Raw genomic sequence first — 23,618 nt, 5'->3', positions numbered from 1 at the left:
GATCTCTATTTAGTTTGTTTTATTTAATTGCTCCATCAACCATGCCTTTAAGGATTTGTTTTTGAGCAAAGAGGAAAACAATAATGATTGGAATCATAATCATTAAGGATGAAGATAAAATCATATCCCACTGTTTAGTGTAGGAACCGGCAAAGTTTGAAATAGCAATCGGTAATGTTTGAATGTCATTACCGACACCTAACAATTGCATCGGCAGTAAGAAATCATTCCAGATCCAAATGCCATTTAAAATAATAATCGTAACATAGATTGGTTTCATAATGGGCATGACTACATAAAAGAAAGTTTGTAGTTTGTTAGCACCATCTATTTCGGCAGCTTCTTCAATCTCAAGTGGGACACCCTTTAAAAAACCATGAAACATAAAGACAGACATGCCCATTCCAAAGCCAATGTAGGCCAAGATTATCCCAGGATAAGATCTCAAGAGTGAGAAATTCATTAGGGGTTCAGTTACATTCATGGATAGGATTCTAAACCAAGTAATCAGTGGATACATGACGACTTGGAAAGGGATAACCATTGAAGCCACAAACATATAAAAAATGAGTGAAGAAGTTTTTGATTTGTATCTCACTAATCCCCAAGCAGCTAATGAACTGACCAGACTAATTAGAGCCAAGGAAGTGACAGTAATAATTACTGATGATAAAAAAGAACTAGGATAATCAATAGAGGGGTTGTTCCAAATAGTAAGGAAGTTTTCCCATATTTGTCCCCAATTTTCAGGCAGTGAGAGTGGATTGACTAATATTTCGCGAGAGGATTTGGCTGAGTTAATAAATATTAACAGTAAGGGGCTGATAAATAAGACAAAAACTAAGAGGGCGAACAACTCCAAGAAAAACTTTTTCCATTTGATAATTGACATTACATTTCGACCTCCTGACGTTTTGTAATATAAGTCTGACTAAGACTAATAATGACTAGAATAACAAAAAGAATTACTGCTCGAGCTTGACCATAAGCTAAATTATTTTCAACAGAAGCAGTATTATAAATATTCATAGTGATAAACTCAGTAGACTTGATGGCTTCACTATTCCACATCATAGAAGGGCCACCACCCGTCAAGGAGTAATTGACATCGAATATTTTAAAGGAATTATTAATGGTTAAAAATAAAGAAACAGTAAATGATGGCATAATCATTGGTAAAGTAATGTGGCGTAGCTTTCCCCACCAATTGGCTCCATCTAAGGAAGCAGATTCATACAATGAACGAGGAACGTTTTGCAAGCCCGCGTAATAAATCATCATAATATAACCGGCATATTGCCAAGTTGAAGTTAAAACCAAGGCAGAAACAGCTAGACGCGGAGAACCTAAGAAGAGATTTTCAACCAGCCAATCGAAAGCCAACAATTCTCCAACTTGAGGAAAAACATTATTATAGATAAATTGCCAAATATAACCCAAGACAATTCCACCAATTAGATTAGGAACAAAGAAGCCCGCACGATAAATATCTCTACCTTTAACTTGACTAGAAACAATCATAGCTAAAGTAAAAGCGACTAAATTAATAATAATTATATTAAAAAAAGCAAAAATAAAGGTAACCATCAGAGAATAACGAAAACGAGAATCGGCAAAACTTTCTTTATAATTACCTAAACCAATAAAATCTGCAACAGGCTTAATAATCCCGCCCCAATTCGTAAATGAATAATAAATGCCCATCACGAAGGGAATGAAAATCACTAAAGTAAGTGCAATAAAAGCAGGGGCCACTAAAAAAATAAAATTGCGACGCTGCCGTTTACTACGAGATTTTTTATGAGAGGCAGATGCCATAAGAACCCTCCTTATAAATGAAGGAACTAGAAGAAACCCTCTAGTCCCTTTAAGAACACTGCTAAATTAACCTTTTATTCTGAAAGTTGTGAAATTTCTTCAGACATTAGTTGAATGAATTCATCTTTGTCAATGTTACCTTGAGCAAATTGACCATAGATAGGGCCTAGGTTATTCATACCGAAACCATCAGGCATAAAATAAGTCGAATCAAAGGAGTAAACTGGCTTTTCATCAACAATCCATTGTGCTAAGAATGCAGACATTGGCGCTTGTGGTGTTTCTTCAGTGGTTGAGAAAGGTGAGATCATATTGGCTTGGTTTACAATATAGTCTTGACCTTCAGGAGTATCCACCATGTCTTGGAAGAATTTATTGATAGATTCCATTGCGCCAGATTCTTTATTCACAACATAATATGATGGAGCACCAATAAAGAGACCATCAGCATTTGCATCAGTTCCTAGTGTTTGATAAGGAATGAAGCCCATTTTGAAATCAGCCTCTAATTCTGCTAAGTTGGGATCTTTCCAGTTTCCTTGATGAAGGAAAGCTGCTTGCCCTGTAGCAAAAGCAATATCCATGTCTTCTTGTGTACCTACTGTTAACATTTGCTTGTCAGTATGTTGGAAGAGAAGCTCTACCCAATCCGCATAGTTTGCCATACGGTCTTCATCGACTTCACCTTTAAGGGTCATTTCTGTAACAGTACGGTCACCATTTTCTAAACCGGATCCAAGATAAGCGTTGAAGTCATGATTACCCATAATCCATGTTTCGCCTTCTTTAGTAGCATTTGCTACAACTGAAGTCAGTCCTAATTCTTCTTTACGATTTTCTAAATCTTCAAAAGCAGATTTGACTGCTTCAAAAGAATCTAAACTAGCTGGATCAATGCCTGCTTTTTCTAAAAGGTCTGCATTATAAGCTAAACCATAGCCTTCAACTGAAACAGGGAAACCATAGACTTCATCACCTTGTTTAAATTCAAATTCAGTTTGATCAATCCAATCACCTTCAAGAGGAGTGAGGAAATCAGCCCAGATATCGTAGCCTCCTTGCCCTTCAATAACAAAGACATCAGGACCGTCACCCGCTGTGAAATCTGATTTCAATTGGTCACCTAGAGTACAGGAACCAGAACAGACTTTAACTGTAACATCCACTCCATTAGCCTCACCCCATGTTTTAGCATAGTTAGTTAAAGCCTCTTGAGTTTCACTTTTGTTAGAATAGAGCGTAAAAGCATCAGGACTGTCAGACGCAGCTGAAGCGCTCGGCAGAGATATGAGAGAACTAGCCGCTAAAATCAAGCTAGCCTTAGAAATTTTTGATAGAATTGTCATGGTATTCCTCCTATAATTTTAACTTTTGTTATAATAATTATAGCTTTAAGAATAAAGGTTTGCAATCGTTTGCAAAATTAAAAAAAAAGTTACAAACAGGAGGACTAGGATGGCTAAAGAAAGTGCATTAGAGTTAAGGAAGCTGGTAATTTACAGTATATTTACCCGTAACTTTTCAAAAGAAGGTAGTTTTAAAGAGGTGGAAGCTGAAATTCCACGTTTAAAAAAGTTAGGGGTTGATATGATTTGGTTTTTGCCTCATTATCCGATCGGAAAGATTAAACGAAAGGGCACAAAAGGATCACCCTATGCCATAAAAGACTATCGCGGCATTCACTCAGAGTTAGGTAGTCGCGAGGATTTTATTCATTTAGTGGATCAAATTCATCAAGCGGGTATGAAAGTGATGATTGATATCGTTTATAATCATACCTCTCCAGACAGTCTTTTAAGCAATCAAAAATCTCAATGGTTTTATCAAAAACCAGACGGCAGTTTTAGTAATCAGATTGGTGATTGGACAGATATTATCGATTTGGATTATAATGACAATTTTGACTTATGGGATTATCAAATTGAGACTTTAATGGACTATGCCAAAATCGTTGATGGTTTTCGCTGTGATGTAGCTTCTTTAATTCCTTTAGATTTTTGGTTGGCTGCTCGTGAAGCAGTTAAAGAAGTTAATCCTGACTTAGTGTGGTTAGCAGAGAGCGTTGAGCCTTCATTTATTCTCGAAACAAGAAAACAAGCTATGACCGGACTGTCAGACTCCGAAGTCTATCAAGCTTTTGATTTGACCTATGATTATGATATTTTTAATGATTGGGTTGCTTATTTAGAAGAAAATCAACCTTTATCTGCTTACCTTACTAGTTTAAATCGACAAAATTGGATTTATCCTGCCAACTTCACTAAATTACGTTTTTTAGAAAATCATGATCAAAAACGTATTGCAGCAAGAATTAAGGATAAGCACTCGTTAGAACAAATAACAGCCTTTAACCTCTTTTTACGTGGTGCGCATTTAATCTATAATGGACAAGAGATTCAAGCTAATCATTTACCTAATCTTTTTGAAAAAGATCCAATCGACTGGTCTAATGAGTCGACTTTTTCAGAGTATTTAGCGGACTTAATCCAAATTAAAAAGGAGTATATTCCTTGTGAAGGAAGTTTTGAAGTGGGTGGCGATGATGACTTAGAAGCTGTTTGGGTTAAGTATCAAAACCATGAAGAATGTTTGATGGGGATCTTTGCTTTGAATAAAGAAAAACATGGTTCGATTAAAATACCACTTGCTGATGGAGCATATCGTCATCTATTAGAGGATAGATGGATAAAAGTTAATGATGGAGAAATAGCCTTATCCGATAGACCTCAATACCTCACTTATAAAGAAGATTAAAGCCAAGCCTCATATCAAAACAAATTGGTATAAGGGTACATTTGTTATATGCTGAAACATCAATAAGATTTGATGTGAGGTGATAAAATGGAAGATTTAAAGGTGATGGTTGATTAAGACAAAGCGTTAAGTGATGAGAATCGTTTAGTTATTTTGCAGCTTTTGAAGAAGGGGGAACAGTGTGCTTGTGTATTACTTGAGCAACTTGACCATTCTCCATCGGGATTGTCTTACCACATGAAAAAAATAGTTGGATCAGGCATTGTTAAAGAGCGTCAGGAAGGGAAATGGGTTTACGATCGTATTTCTAATCAAGGGCGAAATCGCTTTATGTCAAATCTCAATGTTTTAACTAAGCCTACTGATAGAGAAATCAACAAGTTTTAAGCAGTTAGCTATTTAAAGGAGTTGTAAAATGAAAAAAGTAGCATTTGTCTGTGTTCATAACTCATGTCGAAGCCAAATAGCAGAAGCGCTTGCCAAACGTTATGGTCAAGGTGTAATTGAGGCATATTCAGCTGGAACGGAAGAAAAAGATCAAATTAATCAAGAGGCTGTGCGTTTAATGAAAGATATCTACCAGATAGATATGGAAGCTAACCAGCAGCCTAAATTAATCACTGAACTAGCTGAAATCGACTATTTGATCACTATGGGCTGTAATGTGAATTGTCCGTTTCTTCCTTTTAATGATCGCAAAGAGGATTGGGGCTTAGAAGATCCCAGTGGTAAATCAGATGAAGCATTTAAAGAAGTGATTGCTTCGATTGATCAAAAAGTCAAAGAATTAGTTGCCGAAATTAGTCAATTATAGGAGGTTTTTTATGAATCAAGTTGAAATGAAATCGTTTGAAAAAAACTTAACCTTATGGGTGTTGGTTTGTATGATGATGGGTGTGTTAATTGGAAAATTCATTCCTCAAATACCAGTCTTTCTCGGGCAATTTGAATTCTATAATGTTTCCATTCCTACAACTATTCTCCTATGGATTATGATTTACCCTATGATGTTGAAAATAGATTTTAATAGTGTTAAGAATATTGGAAAAAATCCTAAGGGCTTATATATTACTTGGATGGTCAACTGGGTGATCAAACCACTTACCATGTATTTTATCGCTTATTTATTCTTTAATATTATCTATGGTCGTTTCTTATCAGCTGAATTAGCTTCTGAATATGTAGCGGGTGCCGTTCTCTTAGGAGCAGCTCCATGTACTGCTATGGTCTTTGTTTGGTCGAAATTGACTCGAGGAAACAGTGCTTATACTTTGGTTCAAGTGGCAACCAATGATTTGATCCTTTTAGTAGCTTATGTGCCAATTGTTAGTTTCTTATTAAAGATGGGGAATATTGCTATTCCTTGGGAGACGCTATTATTATCTATTGTACTTTTTATTGTTATTCCGCTTTTAATGAGTATGGTTACACGTCGCATTATTATCTCAAATAAAGGCAATGATTACTTAGAGAATACCTTTATTCCATCTTTTGATCGTTACACTTCTTTAGGCCTATTATTGACTTTGATTATTATTTTCTCTTTCCAAGGTAACCATATTATGAATCAGCCGCTTAATATTCTATTGATTTCTATTCCTTTGATTATTCAAACTTTACTAATCTTTGGAATTACTTTTGCTATAGCATATAAAGTCAACCTGCCATACTCAATAGCAGCACCTTGCGGCATGATTGGTGCTTCTAACTTTTTTGAATTAGCGGTAGCGGTAGCTATTTCACTTTTTGGACTTTCTTCTGGAGCTACTTTAACGACTGTTGTCGGTGTCTTAGTAGAGGTGCCTGTTATGTTAATGTTAGTTCGCTTTGCTAATAGTAAGCAACATTGTTTTAGAAAAGAAGAGCAATCCATTTAATAGATTGCTTTTTCAGCTAGCATTCGATTAAATAAATTGCTATGATATAATGAATATAAATAATTTCAAGGGGTGAGTAAGATGGATGCTGGAGAAGATGTTCGAGTCTGGAGTAACAAGAATTATAAAAAAAGACATTCACTATCAGCATCGCTTACTCGCCTTGCTTTTAGTGGGTGTTCTTTAATTGTTTAACTATAAAAATGACAGTGATTTGTAAAATCACATATAAATGAAAGAATTTTCATTTAGGAGGGAAACAAATGAAGAAATACCAAATCGATCAAATTAATCATTTACAAGAAAAAATCAATCGCATGGACCCAATTGATATTGCTGAACAATTTGATAACTTAACGGCCTATGAAATTGCTTTAAGGATTAAATTGTTGAGTAAAGATCTATTAGCGGATACTTTTGCCGAGCTGAGTAAAGAAAAGAAAATGGAAATCATTGAGATTCTATCTGATGAAGATACTGGTGAATTGATCAAAGAACTTGATGAAAATGAACTAGTTGACACTTTGCAAGAATTACCAGCCAATATGGTAAAAAAAATCATGCAATACTTTGTCACCGAAGATCGGCGACCAATTATTAATCAATTGTTGGGTTATCCAGAAGAAAGCGTCGGATCAGTGATGACCGTTAACTTTTTAGCTGCAAAAGAACGCTTGACCCTTAAAGAAATATATAATCTGGTACTCCAATCAGACCTAGATGCCAATAAATTAGAACAAATCTGGATTACAGATGGATCGCTACGCTTGTTAGGATTTATTCATTTGGGTGATTTAATTCGTTATCCTCAAGCTGAAGTATCTGACTTATTAAAGGGCTTAACACGCACAGTATCAGCTAAAGATGATCAAGAAGTGGTAGCTAAATTGGCTCAAAAATATGACTTGTCAGAAATACCGGTTGTCGATTCAGAAAATCGTTTAGTAGGTACTGTTCCTGTTGAATGGGCCATTGATATCTTAGCAGAAGAGTACCATGAAGACTTCGGAAACATTCACGGGATCAATGACGTGGAAGAAACGCATTATTTAAAACAATCTGATTTGTCGATAGCCCGCAGTCGAATTACCTGGTTAATCATTTGTTTAATTACTGCATCTGTCACGGGTTTTATAATTCAACGCTATGAAGTGACTTTAGCTACCAACGTAGCTTTAGCCATGTATATACCGATGTTAATGGATAGTGGGGGGAATGCAGGAAGTCAGTCCTCGACTACTATTATAAGAGCCCTATATTTAGGAGAATTACAAGGTGTTTCTTTTGTGAAAATTTTACTAAAAGAACTTAGGATAGGTTTTATTGTTGGACTTGCCTTGGTTGTGGTCAATATGTTAAGAATTTTAATTTTAGATTCTGTTTCATTCCAAGTGAATCTGGTCGTATCGATCACTTTATTAATGACCGTCATGTTATCCAAAGTAATCGGTGGTTTATTACCAATTTTGGCAGACAAATTAAAGATCGACCCTACTGTTATGGCAGGTCCTTTAATTACGACGATTGTTGATACTGCATCCTTACTAGTATATTTTGAAGTAGCTAGTCGTTTATTGAATATTTAATCCAGTGAAAACCATCTTGTTGCTAAAAGACACTGCACCCCATAAATGGGACAGAATAAAAACACCTTTCACACGAATTCTGAACGGCTCCTTGTTAAGTAGATAGGTAAAAAAGTAAATTTTATGCACCTATGGATTTTATCCGTAGGTGTTTTTATGTTGGTCTCACTATTTGGGGTCAGTTCTAAAAACAACAAGATGGTTTTTATATTAAATACGAATTTGAGTCCATTTTCCTGCCTTAAATCGGTGGCGCATAAGAAGAAAGCGTGAAAATTGATCAGATAGTACACCGATCCAAATGCCAGCGAGTCCGAGCTTAAAAATATTGACCAAAATAAGAGTAACTGCGGTACGAATAATGGATGCTGAAATAATTCCTACGAATAAGGTATATTTAACATCACCACCTGATCTAAGACAACCTGCATAAATGATTTGTGAGATCTGTAATAGAACAATGACCATAGTGAATTGAATAACAATAATAGATTGGTCAATCAACTGAGGGTCCCTGAAGTAAATACCCATTAAATCGCGTCCGAAGAAGAATAAAAAGGCTGAGAGTATTATAGAAATAACAAGTCCTATTCGTTGGCAAATTTGACCAAATTCAATCGCTACTTTAGGTTTTTCTTCACCTAAGGCCTTACCTGCAAGAGCAACAGCCGCTACCTGCATTCCATCCGCAAAAGAAAATCCTAAACCCAAAATATTCATACCAGCATTATGGATTGCGAAAGTGTTTGTTCCTAAGCTAGCAGCAGTTAATGCAGTGGCTAAGAAACCAATCCGCATCGCTAAGTTTTCGATATACATAGATGATGAGAGCTTCCCAATCGTTTTAGCAACATTGAAATCAAAATGAACTTTGTTTTTCAAGAGATACCTAACTTGAATCAAACTATGAGGTTTAAATAATGAGCGTACACTCATAAACATTGCTACGACTGAACCGAGTACAGTCGCAATAGCCGCTCCTTTAATACCTAAAGCCGGGAAGCCAAACTTACCACCAATTAATAGGTAGTTAAAGAAGACGTTCAAGACAGAAGAAGTCAGGTTAGTGACAAAAGCTATTTTGGTATTACCACTTCCTCTTTGAGCGGCATTGATCGTCATAGCAATTAAGTTAAAGACCATGCCACCCATAATAATTTGATAATAAAGAACTGCAGAAGGGTGAGTATCTGGTTGACTACCTGCTAAGTGGATAATATCACTGGCAAAGAAAACAGTGATCAAACTAAAAAGTAAACATAATATAAGAGTTAGAATCATGGCGGTAAGAAAAACGCTATTAGCACCCATTTTATCTTTTTGACCTCGACGTCTAGCAACTAAAGACGAAACGGCTATATTAATCGAAATAAAAATTGCTAAGGCAATAAATTTTGGTTGAGTGGTTAAACCAACGGCTGCAATGGCATAGCTTCCTAAACTTCCTACCATCATGGTATCTATCATCCCCGCTAAGGCAATAAAAAAAGACTCCAAGACCGAAGGCCAAGCCATTTTTAAGGCTGTTAAATAATATTTTTTGTTCATTTTAAATCATCCTTTATTTAACTTTGTAAAAAAAGTATTCAACTACAATCCTATAACTTTGCTGTCTATATTACCAGAAAATTGCCCCCTTTGTTTCTACCAACGGAGTTTGAATAGGTTTGAATTAATATCAGTAGAATAGCTACTTATGCTATAATGTTTGAGAATGGACGGAGAAGGAGTGCCACAATGATTCAAAATATTAAAATTAGTGACAAAGAACATGATCAATTTGTAAAAGAACATTCTAATGGCGATATGTGCCAACTATCCTCTTGGGGAAAAGTAAAACAAGCTTTTGGTTGGAAGTGGTCAAGAGTTAGTGTGGGAACTGATGCCCAAGTGACAGGCGCCGCTTCCTTATTATATAAAGAAATCCCATTGATCAAACGGTCTATCTGTTATGTTTCAAGGGGATTCGTGGTCGATTGGTTCGATGATGAATCGGTCAAAGCATTGTTAGAAGCGGTAAAAGAAGATGCTAAAAAACACCGCGCTTTTCTAATAAAAATAGATCCTGATATAGAAGAATCAACAGCTGGTCTATTAGAACAAATTGAATCCTTTGGCTTTAAGCATCAAGGGTTCACTTTTGGCTTTAAAGAGGCGGCTCAACCGCGCTTTCATATGGTAACTGATATTAATAAGAATGAAAAAGAACTCTTAAAATCTTTTCAAGGTCGAACGCGAACTAATGTCAGAAAAGCCAATAAGTATGGCTTTGATTTAGAAGATGCTCCTGAGAGTAAGATGTCTATTTTCTATGACATCATGAAAGTTACTGGTGATCGAGATGGCTTTTTAATTCGTGATCTTTCATATTTTAAACGCATTTATCAAGAAATGAATCCTCCTCATGAAGCCAAGCTCTTTTTAGTAAAATTGAATCCAGACCAAGCAATCAAAGGGCTCGAACAAGATGTTAAAAACCGCCAAAAAGAACAGAAGAATTTGTCGAAGAAAGAAATCAGTGAAGGAATTCTGCAACAGTTAGAGCAAATCGAACAGTCGATTGCAAATACTTACGATTTAATAGAATCCTTAAAGCAGGCAGAAAACGAAAGTGAAGAAACCATCTATTTATCAGGAGCAATCTACGTTCAATGTGGACGCAAGGCCTATTATTTATATGGTGCATCTTCTAACCAATTCCGTGATTTATTACCTAATTACTTCATGCAATGGGAAATGATGCGTTATGCTCAAGAACAGGGGTGTTTATCGTATGATTTTGGAGGGGTGTCGGGTATGGAGGGGCATCCAGAGGATGACGCACCTGGTTTGTTTGAATTTAAAAAGCGATGGGGAGCTAATAAAAGAGCTCGAATCGGTGAGTTTGATTACGTACTTTCGCCAATACTTACTAAATTATATCGCTTTGCCTTTTCTTTAAGAGCGCGATTGATTCAGCTTAGAAATCGGTAACGGCTTTATTTTAACGAAAGTTAAAATGGATATTAGCAAGCTACTTCTAGGGGTTCAAATTTTAAGTGAGTTACATATGAAATTAAGATTATATTTAAAATACTATTCGAACACTTGAAGTAGAAATATTGAATTAAATTCTTCCTTATTATTTTATGGCTAGTAATATATAATAGCCCAACTTATATTTTTATTTCTAAGATTCACTTAATTTCATTTAATTAGAATGTGAGAGCGGATCAATTGGAAGATTTTTCACCTATGCTATAATATCAAAGAAAGATGGAGAAGGAGTTCCACAATGATTCGAAATATTATAATTAGTGATACTGAACATGATCAATTTGTAAAAGACCACCCCAATGGCGATATGTGTCAATTGTCTTCTTGGGCCAAAATAAAACAATCTTTAGGTTGGAAGTGGTCGAGAGTTAGTGTGGGCCATGAAGACCGAGTGACAGGAGTTGCATCCTTATTATATAAAGAAATTCCTATTATCAAACGTTCTATTTGTTATGTGTCTAGGGGATTCGTGGTCGATTGGTTCGATAACGAATCAGTTAAAGCCCTTCTAGAAGTGGTTAAAGAAGATGCAAAACAACATAATGCTTTTTTAATCAAAATTGATCCAGTTCTAGAAGAGTCCACCCCTCATTTATTAGAACAGATTGAAAGCTATGGATTTAATCATCAAGGGTTTACCTTTGGTTTTAAAGAGGCGATTCAGCCCCGTTTCCATATGATTACAGATTTGAATAAAAGTGAAAAAGAAATACTGGATTCATTTCAAGGATTGACTCGTACTAATATTCGAAGAGCTAATAAATATGGCTTTATTCTAGAAGAGGCGCCTATAAGTAAAATGGCTATTTTTTACAATCTTATGAAAGAAACAGGTGCAAGAGGGAAGTTCTGGATTCGAGATATAAGTTATTTCGAGCAAATTTATAATGAAATGAATCCAAAAGGAGAAGCACAATTTTACTTAGTGAGGTTAGATCCAAAAGCAGCCATAGAAGGATTAGATGCTAATGATAAGAATCGTCAAAAAGAATTGAAAAGTCTCAAAAAGAAAAAACCAACTCCAGAATTTGAACAACAAATCAAACATTTAGAAGAAGCGATTGAAAAATCTGCTCATCAGAAAAAAACTCTTGAGCAAATTGCTCAAGAAAATCCAGCCGGCTATTACTTATCAGGAGCCATTTTCGTTCAATCAGGTGGGAAAGGCTATTATTTATATGGTGCCTCATCTAATCAACTACGTGAATTACTACCGAATGACTTTATGGTTTGGGAAATGATGCGTCAAGCGAAAAAGCGGGGATGCCATTCATTTGACTTGGGAGCAATTTCTGGCTTAGAAGATAAGCATGAAGATGATGCACCTGGACTGTATAATTTTAAGAAACGTTGGGGTGCCGTTAAAAGTGCTCGAATTGGTGAGTTTGATTATGAATTATCGCATTTTATTTCAATCTTATATCGTCAATTATTTAAGTTGCGCCAAATTTACTTTAATTGGCAAAAGAATTGAAAATAATAGTCGTAAAGAACGATAACTGACAAATTGTAATAGATTATTACTAGAATATTCATAAATACATGATATACTAGAATCTCGAAAGGGAGGTAATTTTGTGAAATTTTTAAAACGCTCACTGGTAACAATAATGATAGTAAGCCTAATCTTTGGTTTAGTATATGCAGGTGGAATCGGCTATTATTCTAATCGTTTTCAAGCAAATACTAAAGTGGGACAAATTGATGTAAGTAACTTGACACTCCCTCAAGCAGAGGAAAAAATAGAAAAATATGTACTAGATCAACAAATTGAATTTTTTGAAAATGATCGGTCAGTAGCAAGTATTAAAATGAAGGATTTACAGCCTCAAATTGACCAATCTGCTAAATTGGAAGAGCTTTATAATAATCAAAATCCAAATGCTTGGTTAAATTATTACTTTAAAGGTCAAAGTTTTGAAGACACCTCTTTAACTGACATACAGATCGATTACCAAGTATTACAGGATAAATTAGAGGCCCAAGGCTTAGATAATAATAAGCGTTCCGCTTCACAAGATGCCTTTATCGACTATTCAGAAGCAGAAGGCTACCATGTTGTTGAAGAAAAACAGGGAACTCAGATTGATGAGGAAGCTTTAAAAAATGGTATGATGGCTCAGATTCAAGCGGGTAATTCTAACGTAGAATTAAATCAATATTACAAAAAGCCTACAATGACCAGTCAAGATAGCAAAATTGAAGAATTTTTGGAACAAATTCAAGATGTTGTAGATACAGAGATAACTTTAGAGATTGATGGCAACGAAGAAGTCATTCCTAAGAAAGAAATTGAAAAGTGGCTGCATTTTGATGAAAACAATCAAATCGTTTTCGATGAAAATATGATTATGGAATTCTTAAAAACATACAATGATAAGTATTCATCTTACTTAAATCCTCGTTCCTTTAATTCTACTTTACGAGGTCAAGTTACAGTACAACCTGGTACTTTAGGATGGTCAATTGATCGACAAGCTGAAGCGAGTCAAATTGTAGAAGATTTGCAAAAAGGCGAGGACGTACGTCGCGATCCAGTAGTAGTAGGAAGCGGTTATGGAAGTGGTGGCGATGATATTGGTTCAACTTATGTTGAAGTAGACTTAGCTAACCAAACAATGTTTATCTATATTAATGGTCAACTTTTCACACAAACACCGATTGTTTCAGGAAAAGATGGGGCTGAAACAGTTCCAGGCGCTTATGCAATTTGGAGCAAGGAAAGAGATCGGTATTTAGAAGGATATGACTGGGTAAACGAAAAAGACTATAAAGTACATGTGGATTATTGGATGCCGTTTGATACTGTTGGTCAAGGTATTCATGATACTGCTAGTAGACCGGCCTATGGTGGAGATATCTATCGTTCTAATGGATCAATGGGATGTATCAATACTCCACCAGCAGTTATGCAACAAGTTTATAACGCTTTAGAAGTTGGTACGCCTGTCATTGTTTTCTAATTTATGCAATTTTTTTAAATACAAGCATCAGCATATGTGAACAATCACATATGCTGATGCTTGTTTTTTATTTTGAAGAAACTGCGGCAGGTTAAAAACTTAAAAATAGGCGAGTATAAACACTGACATTCTTAAATACCTTGGAGGTAGCCATGAAGATTATTGAAATTTCTTATGATGAACTTGCACATTTTTTAGCTAATAAAAGTGGCTTTTCTTTTTTACAAACAGCTCAAATGGCTAAAGTTTTAGTTGCTCGCGGTTTTCAGGAAAAACGTTTAGCTTTAGAAAATGCAGGAGTTATAAAAGCTGTGGGATTGGCTTATAGCCAAAAGGTCTTCGCCGGTAAAAGAATGGAATTAATGGCAGGGACTTTTGCAGCAGAAGAACAGTATGAATCACTTTTCTACCAGCATCTAAAGTTATATGCCAAACGCATGAAAATCACGGAGGTGATTATTCAACCTAATCACAAGGATCATCTCTATAATAGTGAAGCAACAACCATTAAGGATTTAGAAGCAATACCAAGCTATTTTGATGAATTAGGTTATACTAGAGAAAAGTCAAATGTCTACAATATGCAAGGAATGCCGACTTTCCAATATTTAAAAGATTTAAGTGCTTTTACATCAGAAGATGAAAAATTGCTTTTAAAATCTTTTAATAAAAATAGTCAAAGAAAGATTAAAAAGGCTAAGCAGTTTGGTCTTTCGATACGAACAATGGACTATGAAGAAATGGAAGATTTCTGCAGAATAACTAGGGAAACCGTTCAAAGACAGGACTTTGGAGATAAATCACTAGATTATTATCAAGCAATGTATAAAAACTTTAAGGATCAAGTTGAGTTTTTAGTAGCTGAGATCAATCTTCCTAAAGCCATTGAAAAACTAAAAAGACAAATCAATGAATTAAACCCCAAAAAAGTTCAAGATCAAGACCGAATCAAGTCATTAGAGAAAGATATAGAAATGGTTCAAGCCATTCAAGATGAAGAGAAAAAAGAAATTATTCCTTTAGCAAATATGTTAATAGTTTATTTAGATCAAGAAGCAACTTATTTTCTGGGGGGATCGCTAGAATCTTATCAAAAGTTTTCAGCTCCATTTCTATTACAATATGAAGCCATGATGCGAACAATTAAAAAAGGGATTCCTTATTATAATTTTTATGGAATTGAGGGGGAATTTGATGGAAGTGATGGCGTTATGCGTTTTAAACAAAATTTCAATGGTTTTATTCTTGAAAAAACGGGCGTTTTCTTCTATCGTCCGTTCCCACTTTATTATAAATTGACTCACTCTTTAAAAAGAATAGTATTTGGCTTAATTCCAAAAAAATAATGCAAAATGGGATAAAAACCATCTGCAATAAACAGGAGGTTTTTGTGCAGAAAATAAAGCGTTTTCCTTTTAGAATATTGAATATCTGATATAATTGAAGAGAAATAATTAGAATCTGGAGAAAGGTAAAAGAATGGATATTAGACAACTAAAGTATTTCGTTGAAATTGTTCAGTCAGATTGCAATATGACTAGAGCAGCTAAGCACCTTTTTGTTAGCCAATCTGCACTTAGTCAAATAATTTCTTCATTTGAAGAAGCTCATAATTTAGACCTTTTTTATCGCGAAAGAGGTCGCTTGGTAGGACTGACGCCGATTGGTCATAAGTATTATAAGTATGCTTTAGAAATGATTGGTCTTCATGATCGAATGATGACGACCATTCACAATGAGTCGCGCAAGCTTAATAATGTGGTACGCATCGGTCTACCTTCTATTGTATTGAGAACTAGACTAACTAATGTCGTCTTAGATTTACGAAAAACTTATCCGGATGTAAACCTAGAAATTATTGAGGGCGGTTGTCAGTTCTTATATGAAAGGTTAGATGAAGGCGATGTGGATCTGGCTATTCTGATGGATCCCATTCGACGGACAGGGGAATTTCAAGACCAGGTTCTGATTCACGATAAATTTGTTGTCTTTATGGATCCTAACAATCCTTTAGCTAAGAAGAAAAAAGTGACCTGGGATGAAGTGAACCAAATGCCTATTGCCATTTTTAATGAATCATTTTCTACTAATCGTTTGGTAATGGATCAATTTGCTCAAAGACAGATGAAACCTGAAATTTTCGTTCACTCCTCTTCTTGGGAATACCTTATTGATCTTGTAAAAGGGAATGAAATAATTACGATTCTTCCTCTATCTACTTATCATTTAATGAATTCGGATCAAATAATTTATCGCGAATTCAAAAAGGATTTACCTTTTAATATCTATTTATCAAGAAAAAAATATGAAGCTTACCCGACCAGCCATAACTTACTTTATGACTGGATTAAAAACTATATAGACCAGCAAGTAATTAGTGGGTAAGAGTCAAATATCTTTCAAGCATATTTCTAAATTTTAGAAATATGCTTTTTTTTTGTGCTGTCCACTCTTTTTTTAAATAATTTTTTAAATTTAACAAAACTGCTTTGAAAAAAATTAGGCAAAACTTTATTTAAATAGTTGGCGATTACACAAAGTATTTAATAGATAAAATTTAATACGAATTCATATTAAATCAAAAGCTATCGCACTTATGACCTCTTTGTGAAAAATTTTTATAAAAAAACTGTTGGATTTGTGAAAAATAGTGGGAGAACTCACAATTAAAATACTACCTGATTAGTAAATGTAATGGAATCGATTTCTTTTTCTAAGTTGCAAGTCTCTAAATGATTGCATATACTCAATTTGTAAGCGCTTATCAAATTTTGTGTTGCATAATTTATGGAGTAAGTATTTAAATTTGATCGATCAAAGTCAATTTTGAGTTTGTGAATTATTTTTATCTAACAAGTTTTACTTTGTGATTTTGATTGAAGGAGAGAATAATGACTCAGTTAAAGACTTTAAGTTATACGGTTGATAAAGGCATAGCCAAGCTTGTCCTCAATCAACCCAAGAGCCTGAATGCTATTAATTTAGCAATGTTGGATGACCTAAATACCTTTATGAATGCAATGGAGCAGGACGAGAGTATTCGAGTAATTATCTTGACGGGTGAAGGTAAAGCCTTTATGGCCGGTGGAGATATTAAAGAAATGATGAAGATGGATGACCAAGTGGCTAAGAAATTCATTGAATATGGAAATTATACAATGAATCGCTTAGCAGGCCTTAAGCAAATAATGATTGGGGCTATTAATGGTTATGCCTTAGGTGGTGGTTTGGAACTCGCTTTAACTTGTGACTTAAGAATAGGAAGTTCTGAAAATACAATCGGTTTTCCTGAAGTCGGCTTAGGAATTATGCCAGGCTATGGAGGCACTCAAAGAGCTGTCCGTTTAATCGGCTTAGGTGCTACAAAACGATTAGTTTTCACTGGAGAATTGATAGATGGTAAAGAAGCTTATCGATTAGGTTTGATTGACTATTTAGTTCCTTCAGCAGACTTATTAGAAGAAGCTGATAAATTAGCTGACAAACTAATGCAGCAAGCCCCACTTGCTTTAAAAAAAGCCAAACTGGCTATTAATCGAGGTTCCCAATCAAGCTTACAAGAAGGACTCTTATTAGAAAATGAAATTGTGATTGGATTATTTAATAGTCAAGATCGTATCGAGGGTATGAATGCCTTTGTTGAAAAGCGAAAAGCTAATTTTAAAGCCAAATAAGTTAGGAGGAATAGTATGAGTCAATATCAAGCGATCTATGATGAAAAACGTCGTTCAGTTGAAGAGTTAGTCGCAATGATTGAACCGGGTGAAGGGATCGTTCTAGCAGCGGCTGGAAGTGAGCCATTATTGATTACCCAAGCTTTAAACAATGCTAAGCAACTTAAAGGGAATCGATTGTATCGGATGTTATCAATGTCACCGGTAGTTAATCTAGCTAAAGATCAATTAAAACAGTTTACTTTTTTCTTATCAGGCTTGGATCGTAAGGCTATGAGAAATACAGATGTCGATTTAATTCCTTCTCATTTCTCAGAAATACCCGCCATTATTAAACAAAGAGAACCAGAACCTGTAATGATTAGTCAAGCTTCACCAATGGATGAAGATGGATACTTTTCATTTGGCTTAACAGCTGCTTATACACCGTGCACGGTTGAGTTTGCAAAAAAAGTGTTTCTTGAAGTAAATGAAAATATGCCGCATACACATGGAGAGGGGATGAGAATTCATATCTCAGAAGTAACTGCTTTTGTAGAATCTTCTGAAGATGTTGTAGAATTACCGGATATCGAATTATCAGATAAGGACCGCAAAATTGGTGAGTATGTTGGGGACATTATTGAGGACGGTTCAACTATTCAAATCGGCTTTGGAACAATTCCAAATGCTGTTATGAATGCTTTAAGCCATAAGAAAAACTTAGGGATTCATACCGAAATGTTGCCATCATCAATAGTAGATCTTTATAACAATAAAGTTATTACTAATGAAGAGAAACCGGTCGGTAAACACCGTTTCTCAACAACTCTAGCTTTAGGAAATCGTCGCTTGTATGATTTTATTGATAATAATGAGGATGTCGAAATTCTTCCGGTTAACTTCATAAACAATATTGTTGAACTTGCAAAAATTGAAAACCTGGTCTCAGTCAATACAACTTTAGAAATTGACTTCTTGGGTCAATGTAACTCTGAACAATTAGAAGATTTCTACTATTCTGGTACCGGTGGTCAATCAGACTTTGCTGTGGGGGCAAGAATTGCTGCCAATGGTGTGGGAATTGTTTGTCTATATTCGACAGCTAAAGATGATACCATTTCTCGAATTGTTCCACATTTACATAGTGGTTCACCTGTTTCAACCTCAAAAAATGATATTGAAATTGTTGTTACAGAATATGGGGTAGCCCACCTTAAAGGTAAGAGTATTCAAGAAAGAGTACAAGCTTTAATTGAAGTGGCGCATCCGAAGTTCCGTGATGGTTTAAGAGAAGAAGCCATCAAGCTTGGTTATTTAGAAAATAAAAAATTAAAATAAAAGAAAAGGATTGATTTAAAAATGACTACAAAGATTGAAAAATTACAGTATTTATATCCAGAAGATATCTATGGTTACTCGCATGATCTTTCAGAAAATGAAGTAAACTTTCTAATGAAGCTGCGTGAAGTACTTGAAAAAGAACTTTATCCAGTTATTGATGAGCACTGGAAGAAAGAGCTTTTCCCGATGGAAGCTTTTAAGAAAATTACTGATTTAGGTTTGATGACTCATCCAACTCTTTTCGAGGGACGGGAAAATAAACGTAAAACTTCAGAAATTTTTAATCTTTTCCGTCTTTATGAATTAAACCGTATGGATTCTTCAATTGGTGCATTTACTATCGTCCACGGAGGACTTGCTTACTCAACTGTTTTAATCGGAGGATCTGAAGAACAAGTTAATTACTATGCACCTAAATTGGCCTCTTATGAATGGCATTCATGTTTCGGTTTAACTGAACCTCTTCACGGATCAGATATTGCCGGTGGTCTATCAACAACTGCTGAGAAACAAGGTAATAAATGGGTCTTAAACGGTGAGAAGAAATGGATTGGCGGGGCAGCAACTGCCGATGTTTTACCAATTTTTGCACGCGACGTTGAAGATGGCAAGATTAAATGTTTCATGGTAGCAGGCGGAACTAAAGGCTTAACAGTCGATAAGATTGATGGAAAGATTGCCTTAAGAATGGTCCAAAATGGACATATTAAATTAAATAATGTTGAAGTGGACGCTGAAGCGCGTTTAGAAAATATTAATGGCTTTAAAGATGTCGCTAAGATCTTATACACTACTCGTGCAGATGTGGCTCACTTAGCAACAGGTTTACATGCTGGAGCTTTAGCTAATACCTTGAAATACGTTAAAGAGCGTGAGCAATTCGGTAAGAAAATTTCTGAATTCCAACTAGTTCAAGAAAAACTAGCCAGAATGCAAGCAAACTGTGTGACTTCATTAGGACTATCTCACCGTTTAGCTGTTCTACAAGAAAAAGGTAAGTATGCAGAAGTTCAATCTTCACTCGCTAAAATGAATAACGCTTACCGTCTGCGTGAAACAGTAGCCCTAGGACGTGAGCTATTAGGTGGTAACGGTATTATTGTTGAACACGATGTGGCACGCTTCTTCGTGGATGCTGAAGCAGCGTATTCTTATGAAGGAACCCACGAAGTCAACTCATTAATTATCGGTCGTCACTTAACAGGTAAAGGGGCCTTTGTTTAGAAATACCAAGCTGAAGCAAGAGATAAGGAGCGAATTATGAAGAAAAATTTAGATGAAGTAGTTATTGTTGGGGCAGCCAGAACACCTGTAGGAGCCTTCTTGGGCGATTTAAAAACGGTTCGTGTTCAAGACTTGGGAACAACTGCTTTAAAAGAAGCAGCTAAAAGAGCAGGTGTCAGCCTAGAAGAAATTGAAGAAGTTATCTGTGGCCATGTGGTTGGTTCACCTACTTCAAGTAATATTGGTCGTGTAGTCGGCATTAATGCAGGTTTACCGATTGAATCTACTGGTTATACAGTCAACCGTTTGTGTGGTTCTGGTATCCAATCAGCTGTTTCAGCTGTACAGCTTTTACAAGCTTCTGAAAAGAAATATGTGGCGGCAGGGGGAGCAGAGTCCCTATCTAGAGCACCTTATTTCTTACCAGAAGAAGTGCGTTTCCAAGGATTTAAAACTGGTGATCAGCGATTAATTGATGCGAATACTATGATTCATACAGGGTCAGTCGGTGATGGGTACCCAGACTTGATTCATATGGGACAAACAGCAGAAACTTTAGCAAAGATGTATAAGATTTCGCGTGAAGAGCAAGATGAATTTGCTTTAAACAGTCAAGCCAAGGCCAAAAAAGCCATGGAATCAGGACGCCTCGCTCAAGAAATTGTGCCAGTTGAAATAACTGATCGTAAGGGAAATGTGACTGTGATTGATAAAGATAGTCACCCACGTCCGGATACTAGTATGGAAAAATTAGCTAAGCTAAGACCAGCCTTTGTTAAGGGTGGAAGCGTCACAGCCGGAAACTCTTCTGGACTAAATGATGGGGCAGCTTTCGAAATTTTTACGACTAAAGAAAATGCCGCGGCTAATAACTTAGAAATCATGGCTAAAGTAATGGATTATTCTGTTACTGGCTGTGAGCCAGATTTAATGGGGTTAGGACCAGTTAATTCGATTAAAGAAATTTTGGAGCGTAATGATTTTACTTTAGAAGATATCGATATTCTTGAGATTAACGAAGCTTTTGCAGCCCAAACTCTAGCCTGCTTGAAAGAATTGGGTAATGGCCCTGAAACAGAGCTATATGAACGCTTAAATCCAAACGGAGGGGCTGTTGCATTAGGACACCCATTAGGATGTACAGGCGCGCGAATGATTACAAGTATTTGTTATGAGTTCAAGAACCGTCCAGAAGCACGCTATGCGATTGCATCAGCTTGTATCGGCGGTGGAATGGGAATATCTATCTTATTAGAAAACGGCTATTACAAGGACTAAGTCTAAAGAGATTAGGAGAAGATTAAATGAAAATTCAAAAAACAATGGTCATTGGATCAGGTATTATGGGCAATGGTATTGCCCAAGTCCTTGCCCAGGCTGGTTATGAAGTTTACTTAAATGATATTAAAGAAGAATTTATTGATCGCGGATTAGAAAAGATTCATAAAAACTTGCAAAGAAATGTTGAAAAAGAAAGAATGACGGCTGAAGAAGTCGAAAGTATTAAAGGAAGAATCCATAAGTCTCTTTCTTATGATGATGCTAAAGATGTTCAACTAGTGATTGAAGCAGCCACTGAAAATCGTCAAATTAAATTGGAGATTTTTAAAGAGTTAGATAAAATCACACCTGAGGAAGCTATTTTAGCCACTAATACTTCTTCTCTGTCACTAACAGATATTGCTTCAGTAACTAATAAGCCGGATAAAGTAGTTGGTATGCACTTCTTTAATCCAGTACCAGTTATGAAATTGGTTGAAATTGTGACAGCTTTACAAAGCAGCGAAGAGACGGTTCAAACCGTTCAAGAAGTGATCGATGCCTTTAATAAGACCATGATTATCGCAGATGACTCACCAGGATTTGCAGTTAACCGAATCTTAGTTCCAATGCTTAATGAGGCCATCTTTGTATTGGGTGAAGGAATTGCCAGCAAAGAGTCCATTGATACAGGGATGAAATTAGGAGCAGGTCATCCTATGGGCCCACTTCAATTATGTGATTTAATTGGTTTGGATACTTTATTATCAGTGATGACCGTTCTTTATAACGGATTCAATGATCCTAAATACCGTCCGGCACCATTGCTTAAACGAATGGTTGAAGCGGGATATTATGGTCAAAAATCTGGCAAAGGCTTTTATGACTATTAGGAATTGCTATAACTAAAAAGTTTACTTCTGTTAAACTAGAGCTAACAATTTGACCCCCTCATTTTGTCGGCTCTAGTTACTTTTATCTAACTAGTCACAAGGGGAGAGCCATAATTATGGAGGTGGAAATATGGATAGAATTTGCCAATTATTGGGGATTGAATACCCCATTATTCAAGGAGCAATGGCCAATGTGTCGCGCTATCAATTAGTAGGAGCGGTCTCTGAAGCAGGAGGCTTAGGTGTGATAGCATCTGGTGGTATGTCAGCTGATGAGTTAAGAAGACAGATTCAAGAAGTTAAAAAAATGACTCGTAAGCCCTTTGCGGTTAACTTAATGTTGCAAATGAAGAATATCGAGGAATTGGTTGAAGTAATTATTGAAGAAGGAGTACCGGTGGTTACCACTGGTGCAGGAACTCCTAAGAATTTTATATCAGCTTTGCATCAAGCTAATGTGAAAGTACTGCCAGTTATACCTAATGTTAAAATCGCTAAAAAAATGGAAGCGCTAGGTGTTGATGCAATTATAGCAGAAGGACAAGAAGCAGGAGGTCATATCGGACAAGTTTCAACCCTGCCTCTAGTTCGCCAAGTGATTCGTTCAGTTGATGTACCTATTGTGGCAGCCGGTGGTATTTTTGATGGTGCGGGTATGTTAGCTGTGGAAGCCTTAGGGGCTAGTGGAGTTCAGATAGGTTCTCTCTTTCTAAGTTCCAAAGAAAGCCCTATCAAAGAAGGATTCAGGAACTTAGTCCTACAAGCCGACGAAACAACCACGGTGGTTACTGGACGTCGTCTAGGACATCCTGTTCGTGTGTTACCGAATAAAATGACTGAAAAATATATTCGTTTAGAATATGAAGGAGCTTCAGATGAAGACCTAATGAAATTAGCAGAAGGTGCTATGCGGCGTGCAGTTTATGAAGATGATGTCGAGGAAGGATCCCTTATGTGTGGTCAATCAATTGGCTTAATTACTGAGAGCCAGAGTGTTGATGCGATTATTCAAAAATTAATGGAAGAATACCGCCAAGCACGCTTAAAGCTAATCAATCAATAAACATTTATATTAAGCTACTAAAAATCTCGAGACTTCTAGTAGCTTTTTAAGAGTTTTAAAAATAACAATAGTTGAGTAGATATCTTTAATGAAAACAGATTAAAAACGATTAATATCAGCATTCTTTGACAGGACCGCTAGAGTGTT

At 35.9% G+C, this 23,618-nt stretch carries 19 protein-coding genes and 1 pseudogene; 16 read left to right on the top strand and 4 right to left on the bottom strand.

All coding sequences use genetic code 11. The annotated features are described in order from the left end of the window. Positions 1 to 19: 19 nt before the first annotated feature. The 3 genes from ACQV2R_RS03025 to ACQV2R_RS03015 all read right to left on the bottom strand — a co-directional run bounded on the left by ACQV2R_RS03025 (position 20) and on the right by ACQV2R_RS03015 (position 3,164). Positions 20 to 892: a carbohydrate ABC transporter permease gene (locus ACQV2R_RS03025; protein ID WP_428873504.1), complete on the bottom strand. Its 873-nt coding sequence runs from the start codon at positions 890 to 892 to the stop codon at positions 20 to 22. After that, a complete protein-coding gene (locus ACQV2R_RS03020; RefSeq protein ID WP_428873506.1) occupies positions 892 to 1,818 on the bottom strand; it encodes a carbohydrate ABC transporter permease in 927 nt (308 codons plus the stop codon). Before ACQV2R_RS03020 ends, ACQV2R_RS03025 begins: the two co-directional genes overlap by 1 nt. 74 nt (positions 1,819 to 1,892) lie before the next feature. Next, positions 1,893 to 3,164, bottom strand: coding sequence for an ABC transporter substrate-binding protein (locus tag ACQV2R_RS03015; protein ID WP_428891805.1), 1,272 nt, complete (start codon positions 3,162 to 3,164; stop codon positions 1,893 to 1,895). 109 nt (positions 3,165 to 3,273) lie between these two features. Between ACQV2R_RS03015 and ACQV2R_RS03010 the strand changes: the two genes are divergently transcribed. The 5 genes and pseudogenes from ACQV2R_RS03010 (at position 3,274) to mgtE (ending at position 8,035) form a co-directional block, all read left to right on the top strand. Then, positions 3,274 to 4,572 (top strand): alpha-amylase family glycosyl hydrolase, encoded by a 1,299-nt coding sequence (locus tag ACQV2R_RS03010; RefSeq protein WP_428891804.1) that lies wholly within the window; start codon positions 3,274 to 3,276, stop codon positions 4,570 to 4,572. A gap of 132 nt (positions 4,573 to 4,704) precedes the next feature. Further along, positions 4,705 to 4,959: pseudogene (locus tag ACQV2R_RS03005) on the top strand (ArsR/SmtB family transcription factor); the annotation flags it as partial. 28 nt (positions 4,960 to 4,987) lie between these two features. Beyond that, the gene (locus ACQV2R_RS03000; protein ID WP_428873510.1) at positions 4,988 to 5,386 is read left to right on the top strand and encodes an arsenate reductase ArsC; all 399 of its coding nucleotides are present in this window, start codon (positions 4,988 to 4,990) and stop codon (positions 5,384 to 5,386) included. 10 nt (positions 5,387 to 5,396) lie between these two features. After that, complete coding sequence (arsB, locus tag ACQV2R_RS02995) at positions 5,397 to 6,449, top strand: ACR3 family arsenite efflux transporter (protein WP_428873511.1); 1,053 nt, start codon at positions 5,397 to 5,399, stop codon at positions 6,447 to 6,449. 263 nt (positions 6,450 to 6,712) lie between these two features. Further along, on the top strand, positions 6,713 to 8,035 hold the full coding sequence (gene mgtE / locus ACQV2R_RS02990; protein WP_428873512.1) for a magnesium transporter: 1,323 nt from the start codon (positions 6,713 to 6,715) through the stop codon (positions 8,033 to 8,035). Positions 8,036 to 8,245: 210 nt separating this feature from the next. On the opposite strand, the gene ACQV2R_RS02985 is transcribed toward mgtE, so the two are convergent. After that, positions 8,246 to 9,583: an MATE family efflux transporter gene (locus tag ACQV2R_RS02985; RefSeq protein WP_428876111.1), complete on the bottom strand. Its 1,338-nt coding sequence runs from the start codon at positions 9,581 to 9,583 to the stop codon at positions 8,246 to 8,248. Positions 9,584 to 9,772: 189 nt separating this feature from the next. On the opposite strand from ACQV2R_RS02985, the gene ACQV2R_RS02980 reads away from it, so the two are divergent. The 11 genes from ACQV2R_RS02980 (at position 9,773) to ACQV2R_RS02930 (ending at position 23,471) form a co-directional block, all read left to right on the top strand. Beyond that, entirely contained in the window at positions 9,773 to 11,008 is a 1,236-nt protein-coding gene (locus ACQV2R_RS02980) for a lipid II:glycine glycyltransferase FemX (protein ID WP_428873514.1), read from the top strand. A 301-nt stretch (positions 11,009 to 11,309) separates the two neighbouring features. Next, positions 11,310 to 12,545, top strand: coding sequence for a lipid II:glycine glycyltransferase FemX (locus ACQV2R_RS02975; protein WP_428873515.1), 1,236 nt, complete (start codon positions 11,310 to 11,312; stop codon positions 12,543 to 12,545). A gap of 103 nt (positions 12,546 to 12,648) precedes the next feature. Beyond that, positions 12,649 to 14,034: a L,D-transpeptidase family protein gene (locus ACQV2R_RS02970; protein ID WP_428873516.1), complete on the top strand. Its 1,386-nt coding sequence runs from the start codon at positions 12,649 to 12,651 to the stop codon at positions 14,032 to 14,034. A gap of 152 nt (positions 14,035 to 14,186) precedes the next feature. Beyond that, on the top strand, positions 14,187 to 15,380 hold the full coding sequence (locus tag ACQV2R_RS02965) for a peptidoglycan bridge formation glycyltransferase FemA/FemB family protein (protein ID WP_428891803.1): 1,194 nt from the start codon (positions 14,187 to 14,189) through the stop codon (positions 15,378 to 15,380). Positions 15,381 to 15,513: 133 nt separating this feature from the next. Next, entirely contained in the window at positions 15,514 to 16,419 is a 906-nt protein-coding gene (locus tag ACQV2R_RS02960) for a LysR family transcriptional regulator (RefSeq protein ID WP_428873517.1), read from the top strand. Between the two features lie 506 nt (positions 16,420 to 16,925). Next, a complete protein-coding gene (locus ACQV2R_RS02955; RefSeq protein ID WP_428891802.1) occupies positions 16,926 to 17,708 on the top strand; it encodes an enoyl-CoA hydratase/isomerase family protein in 783 nt (260 codons plus the stop codon). Positions 17,709 to 17,723: 15 nt separating this feature from the next. Continuing rightward, positions 17,724 to 19,028 (top strand): acetyl-CoA hydrolase/transferase family protein, encoded by a 1,305-nt coding sequence (locus ACQV2R_RS02950; RefSeq protein ID WP_428873519.1) that lies wholly within the window; start codon positions 17,724 to 17,726, stop codon positions 19,026 to 19,028. A gap of 21 nt (positions 19,029 to 19,049) precedes the next feature. After that, positions 19,050 to 20,255, top strand: a complete 1,206-nt coding sequence (locus ACQV2R_RS02945; RefSeq protein ID WP_428873520.1) for an acyl-CoA dehydrogenase family protein — start codon at positions 19,050 to 19,052, stop codon at positions 20,253 to 20,255. Positions 20,256 to 20,288: 33 nt separating this feature from the next. Then, the gene (locus tag ACQV2R_RS02940) at positions 20,289 to 21,533 is read left to right on the top strand and encodes a thiolase family protein (RefSeq protein ID WP_428876121.1); all 1,245 of its coding nucleotides are present in this window, start codon (positions 20,289 to 20,291) and stop codon (positions 21,531 to 21,533) included. Between the two features lie 26 nt (positions 21,534 to 21,559). Further along, positions 21,560 to 22,408 (top strand): 3-hydroxybutyryl-CoA dehydrogenase, encoded by an 849-nt coding sequence (locus ACQV2R_RS02935; protein WP_428891801.1) that lies wholly within the window; start codon positions 21,560 to 21,562, stop codon positions 22,406 to 22,408. Between the two features lie 130 nt (positions 22,409 to 22,538). Then, complete coding sequence (locus tag ACQV2R_RS02930) at positions 22,539 to 23,471, top strand: NAD(P)H-dependent flavin oxidoreductase (RefSeq protein ID WP_428882283.1); 933 nt, start codon at positions 22,539 to 22,541, stop codon at positions 23,469 to 23,471. Positions 23,472 to 23,618 lie beyond the last annotated feature (147 nt).

This window comes from Facklamia sp. P12937, from assembly GCF_050409505.1.
Taxonomy (GTDB): domain Bacteria; phylum Bacillota; class Bacilli; order Lactobacillales; family Aerococcaceae; genus Facklamia.
This window is presented reverse-complemented; position numbering and strand designations above follow the sequence as displayed.